Source organism: Massilia sp. Root418 (genome assembly GCF_001425265.1).
Lineage (GTDB): Bacteria > Pseudomonadota > Gammaproteobacteria > Burkholderiales > Burkholderiaceae_D > Rugamonas.
The window spans coordinates 21,825-37,530 of the sequence record NZ_LMEC01000022.1 but is presented as its reverse complement, the minus strand read 5'-3'; the positions used below and the strand labels follow the sequence as shown (position 1 = coordinate 37,530).

At 66.7% G+C, this 15,706-nt stretch carries 14 protein-coding genes; 7 read left to right on the top strand and 7 right to left on the bottom strand.

The annotated features are described in order from the left end of the window. Window positions 1–14: 14 nt before the first annotated feature. From ASC94_RS20650 to ASC94_RS20635, 4 genes are read right to left on the bottom strand one after another with little or no spacing between them, the layout of a single operon-like run. A complete protein-coding gene (locus ASC94_RS20650) occupies window positions 15–2,132 on the bottom strand; it encodes a S9 family peptidase (protein WP_373888131.1) in 2,118 nt (705 codons plus the stop codon). A gap of 27 nt (window positions 2,133–2,159) precedes the next feature. Beyond that, on the bottom strand, window positions 2,160–3,230 hold the full coding sequence (locus ASC94_RS20645) for a PEP-CTERM sorting domain-containing protein (protein WP_082616714.1): 1,071 nt from the start codon (window positions 3,228–3,230) through the stop codon (window positions 2,160–2,162). Window positions 3,231–3,252: 22 nt separating this feature from the next. Beyond that, window positions 3,253–4,365, bottom strand: coding sequence for a DUF3466 family protein (locus tag ASC94_RS20640; RefSeq protein WP_082616713.1), 1,113 nt, complete (start codon window positions 4,363–4,365; stop codon window positions 3,253–3,255). Window positions 4,366–4,423: 58 nt separating this feature from the next. Beyond that, entirely contained in the window at window positions 4,424–5,515 is a 1,092-nt protein-coding gene (locus ASC94_RS20635; RefSeq protein WP_082616712.1) for an HAF repeat-containing PEP-CTERM protein, read from the bottom strand. Between the two features lie 126 nt (window positions 5,516–5,641). Between ASC94_RS20635 and ASC94_RS20630 the strand changes: the two genes are divergently transcribed. From ASC94_RS20630 to ASC94_RS20605, 6 genes are all read left to right on the top strand, one after another. Further along, window positions 5,642–6,931 carry an MFS transporter gene (locus ASC94_RS20630; RefSeq protein WP_229417356.1) on the top strand — a complete coding sequence of 430 codons (1,290 nt, stop codon included), beginning with the start codon at window positions 5,642–5,644 and terminating at the stop codon, window positions 6,929–6,931. Between the two features lie 79 nt (window positions 6,932–7,010). Continuing rightward, window positions 7,011–7,379 carry a nuclear transport factor 2 family protein gene (locus ASC94_RS20625; RefSeq protein WP_056399844.1) on the top strand — a complete coding sequence of 123 codons (369 nt, stop codon included), beginning with the start codon at window positions 7,011–7,013 and terminating at the stop codon, window positions 7,377–7,379. 11 nt (window positions 7,380–7,390) lie between these two features. Continuing rightward, complete coding sequence (locus ASC94_RS20620) at window positions 7,391–8,239, top strand: alpha/beta fold hydrolase (protein WP_056401413.1); 849 nt, start codon at window positions 7,391–7,393, stop codon at window positions 8,237–8,239. Next, window positions 8,236–9,075, top strand: a complete 840-nt coding sequence (locus ASC94_RS20615; RefSeq protein ID WP_056399841.1) for a helix-turn-helix domain-containing protein — start codon at window positions 8,236–8,238, stop codon at window positions 9,073–9,075. The genes ASC94_RS20620 and ASC94_RS20615 overlap by 4 nt, the downstream gene beginning before the upstream one ends. Window positions 9,076–9,120: 45 nt before the next feature. After that, window positions 9,121–10,287: a DNA polymerase IV gene (gene dinB / locus ASC94_RS20610; RefSeq protein ID WP_056399837.1), complete on the top strand. Its 1,167-nt coding sequence runs from the start codon at window positions 9,121–9,123 to the stop codon at window positions 10,285–10,287. 59 nt (window positions 10,288–10,346) lie between these two features. Beyond that, entirely contained in the window at window positions 10,347–11,243 is an 897-nt protein-coding gene (locus tag ASC94_RS20605; RefSeq protein WP_056399834.1) for a recombination-associated protein RdgC, read from the top strand. Between the two features lie 45 nt (window positions 11,244–11,288). On the opposite strand, the gene ASC94_RS20600 is transcribed toward ASC94_RS20605, so the two are convergent. Next, window positions 11,289–12,824: a class I SAM-dependent methyltransferase gene (locus ASC94_RS20600; RefSeq protein ID WP_056399831.1), complete on the bottom strand. Its 1,536-nt coding sequence runs from the start codon at window positions 12,822–12,824 to the stop codon at window positions 11,289–11,291. Between the two features lie 34 nt (window positions 12,825–12,858). After that, entirely contained in the window at window positions 12,859–13,344 is a 486-nt protein-coding gene (locus ASC94_RS20595; RefSeq protein ID WP_056399829.1) for an asparaginase domain-containing protein, read from the bottom strand. Window positions 13,345–13,474: 130 nt separating this feature from the next. On the opposite strand from ASC94_RS20595, the gene ASC94_RS20590 reads away from it, so the two are divergent. Beyond that, on the top strand, window positions 13,475–14,227 hold the full coding sequence (locus ASC94_RS20590) for a hypothetical protein (protein ID WP_056399826.1): 753 nt from the start codon (window positions 13,475–13,477) through the stop codon (window positions 14,225–14,227). Between the two features lie 240 nt (window positions 14,228–14,467). Here ASC94_RS20590 and ASC94_RS20585 read toward each other — a convergent pair whose 3' ends face one another. Next, complete coding sequence (locus ASC94_RS20585; RefSeq protein WP_056399824.1) at window positions 14,468–15,472, bottom strand: D-2-hydroxyacid dehydrogenase family protein; 1,005 nt, start codon at window positions 15,470–15,472, stop codon at window positions 14,468–14,470. Between the last annotated feature and the right edge of the window lie 234 nt (window positions 15,473–15,706).

The window sequence follows — 15,706 nt, the reverse complement described above, 5'->3', positions numbered from 1 at the left end:
GAGCGTGCCCGGCGTTATTGCGTGATGCCCCATTGCGACAGCATCCAGGCTTGCAGGAATGCGGTTTCGCCGATGGCGTTGTAGCGGCCCGACGCGCCGCCGTGGCCGGCGCCCATATTAGTCTTGAGCAGCAGCGGGTTGGCGTCGGTCTTGTGCGCGCGCAGCTTGGCCACGTACTTGGCCGGCTCCCAGTACATCACCTGGCTGTCGTTCAGGCCGGTGGTCACCAGCATGGACGGGTAGGCCTTGCGCTCGATATTGTCGTACGGCGAGTAGCTGCGCATGTAGTCGTAGGCCGCCTTCTGGTTCGGGTCGCCCCATTCCAGGTATTCGCCGGTGGTCAGCGGCAGGCTGGCGTCCATCATGGTGTTCATCACGTCCACGAAGGGCACGCCCACGTGGGCGGCGCGGAACAGCTCGGGGCGCATATTGAGCACCGCGCCCATCAGCAAGCCGCCGGCGCTGCGGCCGTCGATCACCAGGCGCTCCGGGCTGGTCCATTTCTCGCGCACCAGGTAGTCGGCGCTGTCGATGAAGTCGGTGAAGGTGTTCTTCTTCTTCATCAGCATGCCGTCCTTGTGCCATTCCTCGCCCATGTCGTTGCCGCCGCGGATTTGCGCGCCGGCGTAGATCACGCCGCGTTCGAGCAGGCTCAGGCGCGCCAGCGAGAAGCGCGCGTCGTTGGGCACGCCGTAGGAACCGTAGCCGTACAGCAGCAGCGGGGCCTTGCCGTCCAGCGGCGTGCCCTTCTTGTAGACGATCCACAGCGGCACTTGCGCGCCGTCGCGCGCCGGCACCCACAGGCGGCGGCTCTCATACTGGCTGAAATCGAAGCCGCCCACCACTTCCTGCTGCTTGAGCAGGGTGCGCTTGCCGCTGTCCATGTCCACGTCCAGCACTTGCGGCGGCGTCAGCGGCGACTGGTAGGACACGCGGAACTGGCTGGCCGTGTATTCCGGCGTGCCGGCGCCCTCGGCGGCGTAGACCGCGTCGTCGAACTGCACGGTTTTCCAGGTCTTGCTGGCAAAGCTGTACAGGCGGACGCGGTTCAGCGCACGGGTTTTTTCCGTCACCACCAGGTGGGTCTTGAACAGGTCGGCGCCGTTGATCAGCACGTCCTTGTTGTGCGGCACCAGCTCGACCCAGTTCTTCGGCTGCGGCGCGGCCAGCGGGGCCACCACGATGCGGAAGTTCTTCGCATCCTTGTCGGTGCGGATGTAGAGCAGGCCGTCGCGGTGGCTCACGCCGTAGCGGTGGCCCTGCTCGCGCGGCAGCACGGCGCGGAACACGCCGTTCGGCTTGGCCGCGTCCAGCAGGCGCACTTCGCTGGTGTCGGTGGAACGCGCCGTCAGCAGCAAGTGCTTGCCGTCGCGGTCGCGGTTCACGTAGATGGCGAATTGTTCCACCGGCTCGTGGTAGCGCTGCACCGGCGCTGCGCCGTCCACGGCCAGGCTGAACAGGCGGTCCGAACGCTTGGTGGTGGCGTCTTCCTGCGTCACGAACAGGGTCTTGTTGTCGCTGGCCCAGGCGATGGAGGTGGTGCGCGGCATGCTGGCCGGCAGCAGCTTGCCGGTCTTCAAGTCCTTCACGTGCATCTCGTACTGGCGGAAGCCGGTCACGTCGGTCGTGTAGGCCATCAGGCGCTCGTCCGGGCTGACCACCATGGCGCCCACGGCAAAGAACTTTTTGCCCTGCGCCATGTCGTTCTGGTCCAGCAGGATTTCTTCGGGCGCCTTGTCGTCGTAGGCCAGGTTGGCGCCCGCGCGGCGGCGGCAATTGAGGGGGTACTGCTTGCCCGCTTCGGTGCGCGAGTAGTAGTAGTAATTGCCGCGCCGCGTGGGCACCGACAGGTCCACTTCCTGCATCCTGCCCTTGATCTCCGCGTACAGCTTGTCCGTCAGCGGCTTGATGGCGGCGGTGGCCGCCTCGGTGTAGCCGTTCTCGGCGTTCAGGTAAGCGATGACGGCCGGGTCTTCTTTCTTCTGCAGCCAGCGGTAGTCGTCGGTCACGACTTCGCCGTGGCGCGTCTCCTGCCATGGGGTTTTGGCGGCGACGGGGGCCACGTCTGCTGCGAAAGCCGGGGTGGCGGCAAGCGCGCAGGCCGGCAGGATGCGGGACAGTTTCAAGGTCACTCCTTTGTGGTTATTTGTGCAAGGATTTTACACGGGCGGCGCCCTTCTGCGTAAGCCGTACAGCAGGCCCAGGCCGGCCAGCAGCAGCGCGATGCTGCCCGGCTCGGGGACCGGGCTGAGCAGCACGCCGAAGCACGCGGAGCTGCCGCATGCCGTGCCGGCGATCTGGCCGCTGTTGTTGATGCTGCTCACGCTGGTCAGGCGGTAGCCGGCATCGCCCGGTACCAGGGTGGCCAGGTCGTAGGTGACCCCGTCCTGGTACAGGAAGGTGTCGCCGTTGTCGCCCGCGCCGATCACCTGCCCGGCATCGTTGATGTCCAGCGCCAGGCTGTGCTCGTAATCGCCGAATTCGCCTAGCGGCGCGGCCGTGCCGTTCTGGAAAATCGTGGCGCGGTAGCGCTCCACCGAGGTGAGCCAGGAATAGCCCACCGCCACCCCGGATGCGTTGACGGCCTCGGCCGCCGCGGTGCCGTCCGGGTCCAGCGTGCCCAGGTCCACCATGGTGCCGCCGTGGTACAGGAAGGCGTGCGCCTTGCCGCTGGCCGGGGCCGACCCGCCCACCACCATGCCGGCCTCGTTCATGCCCCTGGCATAGCTGTAGGCGCCGCCCAGCGTGCCCAGCGCGGTGCTGACGCCATTGTGCGAGAGGTAGGCCATGCTGTGGCCGTTGATGGTTTGGCTGCCGGCCACCATGCCTGCGGTATTGATGCCTTCCGCATAGCCGCTCATTGGCGTGCCCGCCAGCGGCGGCAGGAAAGTGGTGGCGCCGTGGGCGTAGATCGCCGGCCGGGTCTGGAAATCCTCGGGGTCGAAGCTGGAGATATTGCCGGCGATTTTACCGTCCGCGCTGAGGGCCTGGACCACGTTGATGGGCGTGTCGAGCAGGGTCTGGACGCCGTCCCGCCACAGATAGGCGCGCATGGCGCCGCTGGCCGGATCGCGCGTCATGCCGGCCACCTGGCCGGCGTTGTTGATCACGTTGGCGGAGCCGCCGTCCGCGCTCAGCCTGGTCATGCTGTAGCGCGGGCCCTCGGCCAGCGCGGGCGCCGCCAGCAGCGGACAAGACAGTAGCGCCAGCACGCATCTGGATGGTGTCATGGTCTGCCTCCCGATGCCGGTGTCAGATGGCCGCGTGGCGGGACCGCTCGCGGGCGGGCCGCAGCGGCTTGCGCAGGCGGTACAGCAAGCCGAGGCCGGCCAGCAGCATCAGGGCGCTTTCCGGCTCGGGAACCGGACTGAGCAGCATGCCGAAGCAGCCCTGGCCCGCGCCGCAGACGGTGCCGGTGATCTGCGCGCGGTCGTCGATGTCGTAGACCGTACTCACGTACAGGCCGCTGTTGGCCGGCAGCAGCTTGTCCAGGTTGTAGGTGACGCCGTCGCTGACCAGGAAGCTGAAATTGCCGTTGCCGACCACCTGGTCGTGATTGTTGATGGCCACCGCCCAGCTGTGCACGCCCGGCGCGAAGGTGCCCAGGGGCTGCACGACCCCGTCCTTGTAGATGACGGCGCGCTGTAGCGCGGACGCATCCTCGCCCGTCAGGTAGGAGCCAACCACCACCCCGGCGTCGTTGATGTCATTGGCGGCGCCGGAGTGGCCGCCGCTGAGGACGCCCAGGTCCACCATGCCGCTGCCGTCGTGGCGGAACATGTGGTAGTCGCCGTCGGCGGTTTGCGCCGCGCCCACCACCACGCCGGCTTCGTTCATCGCGCCCACGTAGCTGTGGGTGCCGCCCAGCGCGCCCAGCAGCGTGCTGACGCCGTTGACCGAGGTGTAGGCGTAGGGCTCGCCGCTAAAATACTGGGTGCCCGTTACCTTGCCGGCGTTGTTGATGCCGCTCAGGTAGTTGTATCTGCTGGCCGGCGTAATCGGCGACGGCACCATGGTGGTCACGCCGTTGGCGTAGATCGCCGGCTGCGCCAGGTAGTATTCGTAGCCGAAGTCGATCACTTCGCCGGCAATCGTGCCGTTGCGGCTGACCGCCCCCACGCGGTTGATAGGCGTGTCGAGCATGGTGTGCACGCCGTCTTTCCACTGGTAGGTGCGCAGCGCATTGGTGACCGGATCCACCAGCACGCCAACCACCAGGCCGTCGTTGGTGATGCGGGTGTTGATGGCGTTGATGCTGTTGGCTTTGCCAAGCAGCGTCAGTTTGTATTGCGGCGCGGCGGCCAGGGCGGGCGCGCAAAACAAGGGGCACAGCAGGAGCAGCGGCAATAAATGTGGTCGTTGCATGATCAGTCTCGTATCGGATGGGATTGACGCCGGGCGGATGCGCGGAGTCTCGGTGCGTCTAGACGTCTTGCGCAGGCCGGCGCAAGCGGAACAGCAGGCCCAGCCCGGCCAGCAGCATCAGGGCGGTGCCCGGTTCGGGAACCGGACTGAGCAGCATGCCGAAGCAGCCGGCACCCACTGCGCAGGCGGTGCCGGTGATCTGGCCGCTGTCATTGATGTCGTGCACCGCGTCGATGCGGAAACCGTTGTTGGCCGTCAGCAGGTCGCTCAGCTTGTAGGTCACGCCGTCGCTCACCAGGAAACTGTAACTGCCGTTGCCGATCACCTGGCCCAGGTTGTTGATGCCGACTGCAAAGCTGTTCTCGCCGGGCGCGAAGGTGCCCAGCGGCAGCAGCTCGCCGTCCTGGTAAATCAGCGCGCGCGAGTAGCCGTTTGAATCGGGGCCGGCCAGGTCGCCGCCGACCACCACGCCGTCGTCGTTGATGTCCCTGGCAGCAATGTAGCGGCCGTCGCTGAGGGCGCCCAGGTCCACCATGCCGCCGCCGTCGTGGCGGAACATATGCCAGTCGCCGCTGGCGGTTTCCGCCGCGCCCACCACCACGCCGGCCTCGTTCATGCCGCCCACATAACTGTGGACGCCGCCCAGCGCGCCCAGCAGCGTGGTCACGCCGTTGACCGAGGTGTAGGCATAGCCTTCGTTGTTGACGTACTGGGTGCCCGCCACCTTGCCGGCGCTGTTGATGCCGCTCAGGTAGTTCTGCTGCTCCGCCGGCAGGATGGGCGGCGGCACCGCGGTGGTGCTGCCGTTCGCATACACCGCCGGCTGCGCGTAATAGCTTTCCGAGCTGTAGTCGATCACCTCGCCGGCGATCCGGCCATTGGCGCTGATGGCGCTGACGTGGTTGATGGGCGTGTCGAGCATGGTGTAGACGCCGTCTTTCCACAGGTAGCTGCGCACCGCATTGCTGACCGGATCGAACTGCGCACCGGCCACCAGGCCGTCGTTGTTGATGCGGGTGTTGATGAGGTAGCGGGTGTCGCTGGTGCCGCTGGCCAGCAGCGTCATCTTGTAGAGCGGCGCGGCGGCCAGGGCGGGCGCGGCGCACAACGGGCAAAGCAGTAGCAGTAGCAATCCTTTTGGTAGTTGCATGATAAGCCTCGTGGCGGATGGAGTTCGCGCCGGACGGACGCCCGGCAGCTTGATGCTAGACCTGAATCCGGCTGTCCAGCGCCACGCTGACTTAACGCAACCATGCGGAATATGCCATCATTGCTCATGGATAAAATCGCCCCCGACGCCCTGTACCGCAAGGTCAGCCTGCGCCTCGTTCCCTTCCTGTTCCTGTGCTACGTGGCCGCCTACCTGGACCGCGTGAACGTGGGTTTCGCCAAGCTGGGCATGCAGGCCGACCTGCAGTATTCGGACACCGTGTACGGCCTGGGCGCCGGCATCTTCTTCATCGGCTATTTCCTGTTCGAGGTGCCGTCCAACCTGCTGATGGCGAAGGTGGGGGCGCGCATCTGGATCGCCCGCATCATGATCAGCTGGGGGCTGATTTCCGCGGCCCTGATGTTCGCCGCCGGCCCGGCCAGCTTCTATGTGCTGCGCTTCCTGCTCGGCGTGGCCGAGGCCGGCTTTTTCCCCGGCATCATCCTGTACCTGACCTACTGGTATCCGGCCGGCCGCCGCGCCCGCATCGTGGCGCTGTTCATGAGCGGGGTGGCGGTGGCGGGCGTGGTGGGCGGGCCGCTGTCGGGCGGGATCATGCGCGCCTTCGACGGCAACCTGGGCCTGAAGGGCTGGCAGTGGCTGTTCCTGCTGGAGGGCATCCCTTCCGTGCTGCTGGGCGTGTGGACGCTGTTCTACCTGGACGACGGCGTCCGCAGCGCGCGCTGGCTGGGCGAAGCTGAGAAGCAGTACCTGGAGCGCGCCATCGCCGAGGACGCCAGCGGCAAGGCGCGCCTGCCGCTGGGCCGGCTGTTCGCCAGCGCCAGGGTCTGGCTGCTGGCGCTGGTCTACTTCCTGTTCGTGATGGGCTTGTACGGCGTAAGCTTCTGGCTGCCGCAGCTGGTGCGCAACACCGGCGTGCAGGACGTGTTCCAGGTCGGCCTGCTCACCGCCATTCCCTACGGCGTGGCGGCGGTCGCCATGGTGCTGGCCGCGCGCCATTCCGACCGCAGCGGCGAGCGCCGCTGGCACGCCGCCATTGCCGCCTTCCTCGGCGCGGCCGGGCTGGCGCTGTGCACCCGGTACGGCCACGACACCCTGCTGGCCATGCTGGCGCTGAGCCTGGCCACGGCCGGCATCCTGAGCACCTTCCCCATCTTCTGGAGCCTGCCGACCGGCATGCTGGGCGGCGCGGCGGCGGCGGCCGGCATTGCGTTGATCAACTCGGTGGGCAACCTGGCCGGCTTCGTCAGTCCCTACCTGGTGGGCGCGGTGAAAGACGCCACCGGCAGTCCCGCCATCGGCATCTACCTGGTGGCGGCCAGCCTGGCGGCGGGCGGGCTGCTGGTGCTGGCGGTCTCTCCGCCGCCATCTCCACCACGATTACCTGGCACGTAATCGCCGCGCGCATGCGCTTTCGGGACAATGGTTCTGTCGACAACGACATACACAACCACCTAAGCCACAGGAGATCACCATGCAAAATGCTACCCATGACGCCACCCGCATCGCCAAACAATACCTGTCCACCTGGAACGAGCGCGACGCCGCCGTGCGCCGCGCCAAGGTGGCCAGCACCTTCACGCTGGACGCCAGCTACCTCGATCCCATGATGCGCGGCAATGGCCACACCGGCATCGACGCCATGATAGGCGCGGCGCAAGACCACTTCCCAGGCATGCAGTTCGCGCTGGACGGTACGCCCGACGGCCACAACGACGTGGTGCGCTTCTCGTGGTCGCTCGGCCTGCCCGGCGCGGAACCGGTAGCGCGCGGCACCGACGTGGCCACCGTCAGCGACGACGGCCGGCTGGTGAAAGTGACCGGCTTCCTGAACCAGGCTTGAAGGAGATGATCATGCGTCACGCCCCCCATATCGCCGCACCCGGCTTCATCCGCACCGCCGACGGCGTGGACCTGTTCTACCGCGACTGGGACCAGCCCGGCGGCGCGCCGGTGCTGCTGGTCGGCGGCTGGTCGCTGCCGTCCGACGCCTGGAATTATCAGATGCTGGCGCTGCACGACCAGGGCCTGCGCGTGATCGCCTTCGACCGGCGCGGCCACGGCCGCTCCAGCGATCCTGGACGCGGCTACGATTTCGACACCCTGGCCGACGACATCGCCGCCGTCATGGAAGCGCTGGACCTGCACGGCGTGACCCTGGTGGGACACTCGATGGGCTGCAATGAAATCGTGCGCTGCCTGAGCCGCCACGGCAGCGCCCGCGTGCGCCGGGTGGCCCTGCTGGGCACCATGACGCCGGTAGTCAAGCGCCTGCCGGACAATCCGGACGGCTTCGACCCGGCCCTGTTCGACTACTTCCGCAACGAGCTGCTGGGCAAGGACTTCCCGCAATGGCTGGACGACAATACCGGCCCCTTCCTGACGCCGGAAACCTCGCCCGCCATCGCCGGCTGGCTCAAGCAGCTGGCGCTGGGCACCTCGGCGCTGGCGCTACGCGAATGCAACCGCGCGGTGACCGAGACGGATTTCCGCGCCGAGCTGGCCCGCATCGACTTGCCGGTGCTGCTGATCGCCGGCGACATGGACGTCAGCGCGCCGCTGGAACTGACCGCGCGGCGCACGGCGGCGCTGCTGCCGAACGCGCGCCTGAAGGTCTACGCCGGCGCGCCGCACGGCATGTTCATCACCCACATGGGACGGGTGAACGGCGACCTGATCGAATTCATCTCGGAGCCCGCATGAGCGCCGCCATGCCCGGCCAGTACTTCAGCGACTTTGCGGCCGCGCTGCGCTACTGGCGCGGCAAGCGCGGCCACAGCCAGCTGCGGCTGGCCACGGACAGCGGCATCTCGCAGCGCCACCTCAGCTTTCTCGAAAGCGGGCGTTCGCAGCCGAGCCGCGAGATGATACTGAAGCTGGGCGTGGCGCTCGACATCCCGCTGCGCGAGCGCAATGTGATGCTGCTGGCGGCCGGGTTCGCGCCCGCCTACCAGGAGCGCAAGATGGACGACCCCGAACTGCGCGCCGTCAAGCAGGCGCTCGATTTCATGCTGGCCCAGCAGGCGCCCTATCCGGCCCTGGTGGTGGACCGCCTGTGGAACCTGGTGATGAGCAACGAGCCGGCCAACCGCTTTTTCAAATGGCTGCTCGGCATGCCGGAGGACGCGCCCATCCCGCGCGACGGCAGCATCAACGTGATCAAGCTGACCCTGGCGCCCGACGGCCTGCGCCCCTATCTGCGCAACTGGGAAGAGGTGGGCGCCGACCTGCTGCACTGGATACAGCGCGAAGCCATGAGCGACGGCCCCGGCAGCGAGGCCAGCACGCTGCTGGCCGAATTGCGCGCACTGGCGGACCTGCCGGGCGCCGGTGCCGAGGCTGCCGGCCTGGCCCCCAACCTCGACCGCCGCGCCTTGCCCTTCCTGCCGCTCACCGTGCGCAAGGACGGCGTGGAACTGAACCTGTTCACCACCATCACCACCCTGGGCACCCCGCACGACGTCACCGTGCACGAACTGCGGGTGGAAGCCTTCTTCCCCGCCGACGAAGCAAGCGCGGCGTGGTTTCGCGGGCGGTGATTACTGTATATAATTACAGTATCACAATACCTGTCCTGTCCCGCCATGGCCGAAACGCGCCGCATTGCCCACCTCGACATGGATGCGTTCTACGCGTCCGTGGAGCTGCTGCGCTATCCGGAACTGCGCGGCCAGCCGGTGGTCATCGGCGGCGGCGCGCGCCACCAGCCGGTGCTGCAGCCGGACGGCACCCGCAAGTTTTCGCGCCTGCGCGACTACGTGGGCCGGGGCGTGGTCACCACCTCCACCTACGAGGCGCGTGCGCTGGGCGTGTTTTCCGCCATGGGCACCATGAAGGCGGCCGCGCTGGCGCCGGACGCGGTGCTGCTGCCCACCGATTTCGACTCCTACCGCCGCCTGTCGCGCCTGTTCAAGGCCGCCGTGGCGGAGATCGCGCCCCACATCGAAGACCGGGGCATCGATGAAATCTATATCGACCTGAGCGAACACGAGGAAGAGACGCGGGCGCTGGCGCTGCGCATCAAGCAGGCCGTGAAGGACGCCACCGGCCTGTCCTGCTCGATCGGCATCGCGCCCAACAAGCTGCTGGCCAAGATCTGTTCCGACCTGGAAAAGCCCAACGGCCTGACCATCGTCTCGCACGACGACGTGCCCACCCGCATCTGGCCGCTGGCGGTGCGCAAGGTGAACGGCATCGGCCCCAAGGCGGACGCCAAGCTGGCCGCGCTCGGCATCGACACCGTGGGCCAGGTGGCGGCCGCCGACGATGCGCTGCTGCAGGAGCACTTCGGCCTGAACTACGCCACCTGGCTCAAGCGCGTCGCGCACGGGCTGGACGAGCGCGCCGTGGTCACCAGCCACGAGCCCAAGTCCATCAGCCGCGAAACCACCTTCGAGCGCGACCTGCACGCCAGGCACGACCGGGACGCGCTGTCGGAAATCTTTACCCGGCTGTGCCAGCGCCTGGGCGAGGACCTGGCGCGCAAGCGCTACGTGGGCCGCACGGTGGGCATCAAGCTGCGCTATTCGGACTTCAGCCGCGTCACGCGCGACGTGACCCTGCCGGCGCCCACGGCGGACGCGGCCGCCATCCGGCGCGCGGCCGGCGAATGCCTGCGGCGGGTGCCGCTGGACCAGCGCCTGCGCCTGCTGGGCGTGAAGATGAGCGCCCTGTCCAGCATGGACGAGGCCGGGCCGGACCAATCCGCAACACCCAAGCCGCAGCAAGGCGATCTTTTCGCGGACCTGTAACGCACGCGTGTAAAATGTCGTTCCCCCAGAATTTAGTTGAAACAAAGGCAAACTCACATATGTGGTTCAAGAATCTGCAAATCTACCGTCTGCCCGCGCCCTGGGCATTTACTCCAGAACAACTCGAAGCCGCCCTGAGCACCAACGCGTTTTCGCCGGCCAGCAGCAATGAATTGCTGCGCCAGGGCTGGGACAAGCCGCGTCCGAACGGCGGCCTGGTACACGTGGTCAACAACCAGATGCTGATCCTGCTGGGCACCGAGAAAAAGCTGCTGCCGGCCACCGTCATCAACCAGGTGGCCAAGGCCCGCGCAGCTGAGATGGAAGAAGCGCAAGGTTTTGCTCCAGGCAAGAAAGCCATGAAAGAACTGAAGGAACGCGTGGCCGACGAGCTGCTGCCGCGCGCCTTCTCCATCCGCGGCAATGTGTGGACCTGGATCGACCCGGTCAACGGCTGGCTGGTGGTGGACGCGGCCAGCCCGGCCAAGGCCGATGAAGTGATCAAGCTGCTGCTGAAAGCAGTGGACCGCATGCCGCTGGAAAGCCTGCGCGTGCAGCGCTCGCCGGTGGGCGTGATGACCGAATGGCTGCAGGCCGACGATTCGCCGGTGGGCTTCACGGTGGACATGGACACCGAGCTGCGCGCCACCGGCGAGAGCAAGGCCGCCGTGCGCTACGTGCGCCACACGCTGGAAGCGGACGAGGTGCGCCGCCACATCGCCGCCGGCAAGCAGTGCACCCGCCTGGCCATGACCTGGGAAAGCAAGATCTCCTTCACCCTGACCGAGTCGCTGGCGCTGAAAGGCATCAAGCCGCTGGACGTGTTGAAGGAAACCGAATCGAGCACGCGCAACGACGACGAACGCTTCGACGGCGACTTCATGCTGATGACCGGCGAACTGAGCAAGATGATGGCCGACGTGGTCGAAGCCCTGGGCGGCGAAGCCAAGGCCTGATGGTAAAAGACCCGCAGCTGCGGGTCTTTTTTTTGGCCTTGCGGGTTACGCGGCGATGCCCAGTCCCTGCAGGATGGGCAGGGTGTACTCGGCGAACTTGTCGGCCAGGCGGCGCAGTTCGGCAGCCTGTTCGTCCGCCGTCATCGGCGCGCCGTCCTTTTGCAGCCGCTGGTTCTGGCTGAGCAGGATCTCGTTGGCATACGTCACCCAGTCGCCCGGCTGGGAGTGGCCGTGCTGGCGGGCCAGCAGGAACAGCTGGCCGAAGCGGTCCACGGTAAAGCCGCCGCCGGTCACCGGCGCGGCCAGGAAGTTGACGTCGGTGCCGGTCACCGCCAGCATGCACAGGTGGCGGTTCAGGCGCTCGGTCTGCGGGCGCGCGCCGGCAATGGCCACCTCGTCCTGCACCGCCTGCACATAGCCGTAGCCGGCCAGGATGAACACCGCCTGCGTGATCTGCGCGATGTTCAGCCCCTGCGGCGCGCACGCCGCCTCAATCTCGGCAATCGAGCGCGGCTGGTGCGCCGCCAGCACGTCCAGCACCGGGCCGTACACGTTTTGCTGCAGCTCCACCTCGCCCAGCGGGCCGGCCACCTTGAGCGCGGCGTCCTTGCGCGGCACGGTCAGCAGCACCTGCTGCCCGCGCAGCAGCCCCATGCGGGCCGGCTCGCTCAGGCGGCGCGGGCCGCGCACCCAGTAGTCGCGCCGGAACTGCTGGTTCACCATGAAATCGCGCACGGTTTCGCGGAATACCGGATCGGGAATGTCCTTCAGGAAGGCTTGCTGTTCGCCGGTCAGGCTCAGCATGTCCATGTGGTCCAGGTAGTGCGCCGAGCAGGCAAAACTCAGCTTGGCTTCTTCCAGCTGCTCGGCCATGGCGGCAAACGGCATCGGCACCCAGTCGCGGTTGAAGTACTCGTGCGCCACATAGTTGCGGTTCATGCCCTTCAGGCGCGTGATGCGCTCGGCCACGCCGGGGTTCTGCTGCAGGAAGCCGGGCTGGGTGGCAAACAGCTTTTCCACAAACGCGATGGATTCGTCGATGCGCGGCACGATGCCCTTGCCCAGGCTGCCCATCACGTGGCTGTGCTCGGTGAGCAGGTCGCGCACCGGCGCCATCGCTGCCCAGCCCGGCTGGGTGTTGTAGCTGATGTAGAGCACGCCGCCCGGCTTGAGCTTGCGGCGCACGAAGTCCACGATGACGGCGCGGTTCGCCTCCGAAATCCAGCTCCAGATGCCGTGCAGGCCGATGAAATCGAAGTCCGGCAGGTTGGGGCGGGCGCAGAATTCGGCGAAGGACTGGTCGTGCAGCTGGGCGTGCGCGTCGGAGGCGGTGGCCAGCTCCTGCGCGAAGGCCGCCTGCGAGGGATTGAAGTCGGTGCCGTGCCATTCGGTGACGGAAGCGGCGGCATGCATATTGATACTGACGCCCTGGCCGAAGCCCAGTTCGCACGCCGTGCCCACTTCGGGGAAGGCCAGGCCGGCGTTGAGGAAGGCCAGCTTCACGCGCAGCGGATTCAGTTCCGTGTACAGGCCATAGGTATAGCCGATGTTGGACACATAGCCGGAAGACCAATCAGACATTAGGGTTCCTGGTGATAGAGTAATAACGGGTATTTTACAGAGGCTGGAACACGCCGGCCGCACGGTTCTTCTGCACGTTGTCCCAGCTGAAGATGCGGCCGTTCATGGCCACGTAGACGCCGGCCGGCAGGGTTTGCGCCACGCCGCAGGCAAAGCCGAGGTTGAACAGCGCGTCCGAGTTGGCGATTTCATACGGGATCATGGCGCCGGTCAGCACGATGGTCTGCTGCAGGGCGGCCGCGCCCAGCACGGCGGCGGTTTCCTTCATGGTGTCGGTGCCGTGCACGATGACGATGGCGGCTTCGGCAGCGGCGCGGCAGGAGGCCAGCACGCGCGCGCGGTCCTCGTCCTGCATGTCCAGGGAGTCGAGCAGGGGCAGCTGCTCCAGGGTGGCGTCCACCGTCATGCGCGACTGGGCGATGGCCTGCGGCAGGTGGCTGTCGGCGAAGGCCAGGGTGCCGTTCAGTTCGTTGTAATGCTTGTCGAAAGTGCCGCCGGTGGCGATGATGCGCAGGGTCATGATGGAATCCAAAAAAGATTATAGGCGAGAGTAGGGGCCAGAGTATGGGCGCATGATAACTTGATCGACACTCATCTGGAAACTTCGGCATACTGCGACTACACTGGTTTCTTTTGTTTGGTAGCTCCCCATGAAAGCGCTCGCACCCGGTACTGTTATTTTCCACCGCCATCGCGGCTATGGCGTAATCACGGCCGTCAACCTGCTCACCGGCTGGATTGCCGCGCGTTTCGGCAGCGAGTCGCGCACGCTGGACCTGAACCTGTCCACCGACGAGGTGCAATTTGCCGACGGCGAAGCCATCCTGTTCCGGCGCGCGCCGCCGGACCGCATGCCGCACGCGCGGCTGATGGCCATGGTGCGCGAGCTGCACCGGGCCGGCTACCAGAAGCTCTACCTGTACTCCTGGCCCAAGCCGTCCGGCCTGCACTGGCGCTGGCATCTGTTCACGGGCCCGCGCGACTGGATGCAGCGCTCCTGGCGCGAAGGCTGGTATGGCTCGGGCGCGGACTACAACGTCAATCCCGTGATGGGCTGGGGCGACTCGCCCGGCGCCAGCACCAACGAGCTGATCGACGCGCTGGCCCGTTTCGACCCGCAGGGCCTGGCGCAGGCGCTGGGGCGCGACGAAGACCACGCCGCCTGGTTCGCCCAGGTGTGCGACGCGCTGCTGCCCGGCTATATGTACAGCCTGGACATGGCGCGTCCCGACGGCGGCCCGCTGACGGACATGCCGCCGGTGCCGGTAATCCCGGTGCGCGCCACCTTGCCCCCGTACAGCGGCCCCGACCTCGCCTGGCCGCCCGGCTGGGCCGGCCTTTGGACCAAAGTCCACGTCCTGCCCGCCCCCCGTCCCAAGCTCACCGGCATCCCCGAACTCTGACATCCCCCGGCCTATTCCCACAACCGGCCTGAGCCGCATTTCCCCCCACCCCGGGGTCTGACCCCGAAGGTGCGGCTCAGTTCGGTCGGGGTCGCCCAGCCCCCTGGCGCCCCTGCACGGTTGGCTGAGCCGCTCTCACAGCTATGCCAAAACCTGACAGCCATCAGCCGTCCCCTACAAGCAGCCTGAGCCGCATTTGCCCCACATCGGGGTCTGACCCCGATGTGGTGAAAATGCGGCTTAGCTCGCTTGGCGGGGATGGGCGGCGTAGCCGGGGTTGAGGATGGTTTGGCAGTTGCCGGCGGCGAAATCGGCCAGGTTCTGGAAGGCGTGCCGGAAGTACAGCTCGTAGCTGTCTTTTTCCACGTAGCCGAGATGCGGCGTGGCCAGCACATTGGGCAGGCGCAGCAGCGGGTTGTCCTGCGGCAGCGGCTCGTTCAGGAACACGTCCAGCGCGGCGCCGCCCGGTGCGCCCAGCTTCAGCGCCGCCTCCAGCGCGCCATCCGCCACCAGCTCGGCACGGCTGGTGTTGACGAACAGCGCACTTGGCTTCATGCGTGCCAGGTCGTCCGCCGTGACGATGCCGCGCGTGCCCTCGGCCAGCCGCAGGTGCAGGCTGAGCACGTCCGCTGCGGCAAAGAATTGCTCGCGCGACGCGGCCGCCGTGTAGCCGTCCGCCACCGCCGCCTCGCGGCTGGCTTGCCCGCCCCACACCATCACGTTCATGCCGAAGGCCTTGCCGTAGCCGGCGATCAGCTTGCCGATCTTGCCGTAGCTCCAGATAGCCAGGGTGCGGCCCTTCAGCACCGTGCCGAGTGTGTTGTATTCCGGCAGGTTGGACACGGTCTGCCATAGCCCGGCCCGCAAATTGGCCGCGTACGGCACGATCTTGCGCTGCGCCGCCATGATCAGCGCCCAGGCCAGCTCGGCCGGAGCGGTGGGCGAGCCGACGCCTTCGGCAATCGCAATGCCCAGCTCGGTTGCCGCGGCCACGTCGATGTGGCCGCTAACCTTGCCGGTCTGCGAAATCAGCTTCAGGTTCGGCAGCTTGGCCAGCAGCGCGCGCGGGAATTCCGTGCGTTCGCGTATCAGCACCAGGGCCTCGAACGGCGCCAGCCGGGCCGCCAGCTGGCCCACGCCGCGGCTGGAATTGGTGAACACTTTGACTTCATGGCCGTCCAGCAAACGGAAGCAGTCCAGATTGCGAGTTGCATCCTGGTAATCGTCAAGAATTGCTATTTTCATATTTGTTCAAGTGATTTTGACAGGGTTTCGTAGCGAAATAACGGCTTTGATAATTTCGGGAATAGCTTACTACTTTACTCAACCAATTTTCCTACAATTTCGACTGAATCGCGGGGGCTCGGGTGTACAATCCCCAGCACTTTGGGGCCCGACAGTGGGTTCCCGCAATACGTTCCATCAGCACAGCTACATAATTGTGCTGCGCGCCCCGTGTAGGGTGCACCGACATGACCG

What these genes read in the sequence shown, in the direction of transcription:
- ASC94_RS20645 (WP_082616714.1), bottom strand. Translation starts at nt 3,230, where the DNA reads ATGACACCATCCAGATGCGTGCTGGCGCTACTGTCTTGTCCGCTGCTG.
- ASC94_RS20640 (WP_082616713.1), bottom strand. Translation starts at nt 4,365, where the DNA reads ATGCAACGACCACATTTATTGCCGCTGCTCCTGCTGTGCCCCTTGTTT.
- ASC94_RS20635 (WP_082616712.1), bottom strand. Translation starts at nt 5,515, where the DNA reads ATGCAACTACCAAAAGGATTGCTACTGCTACTGCTTTGCCCGTTGTGC.
- ASC94_RS20630 (WP_229417356.1), top strand. Translation starts at nt 5,642, where the DNA reads ATGGATAAAATCGCCCCCGACGCCCTGTACCGCAAGGTCAGCCTGCGC.
- ASC94_RS20625 (WP_056399844.1), top strand. Translation starts at nt 7,011, where the DNA reads ATGCAAAATGCTACCCATGACGCCACCCGCATCGCCAAACAATACCTG.
- ASC94_RS20620 (WP_056401413.1), top strand. Translation starts at nt 7,391, where the DNA reads ATGCGTCACGCCCCCCATATCGCCGCACCCGGCTTCATCCGCACCGCC.
- ASC94_RS20615 (WP_056399841.1), top strand. Translation starts at nt 8,236, where the DNA reads ATGAGCGCCGCCATGCCCGGCCAGTACTTCAGCGACTTTGCGGCCGCG.
- dinB (WP_056399837.1), top strand. Translation starts at nt 9,121, where the DNA reads ATGGCCGAAACGCGCCGCATTGCCCACCTCGACATGGATGCGTTCTAC.
- ASC94_RS20605 (WP_056399834.1), top strand. Translation starts at nt 10,347, where the DNA reads ATGTGGTTCAAGAATCTGCAAATCTACCGTCTGCCCGCGCCCTGGGCA.
- ASC94_RS20600 (WP_056399831.1), bottom strand. Translation starts at nt 12,824, where the DNA reads ATGTCTGATTGGTCTTCCGGCTATGTGTCCAACATCGGCTATACCTAT.
- ASC94_RS20595 (WP_056399829.1), bottom strand. Translation starts at nt 13,344, where the DNA reads ATGACCCTGCGCATCATCGCCACCGGCGGCACTTTCGACAAGCATTAC.
- ASC94_RS20590 (WP_056399826.1), top strand. Translation starts at nt 13,475, where the DNA reads ATGAAAGCGCTCGCACCCGGTACTGTTATTTTCCACCGCCATCGCGGC.
- ASC94_RS20585 (WP_056399824.1), bottom strand. Translation starts at nt 15,472, where the DNA reads ATGAAAATAGCAATTCTTGACGATTACCAGGATGCAACTCGCAATCTG.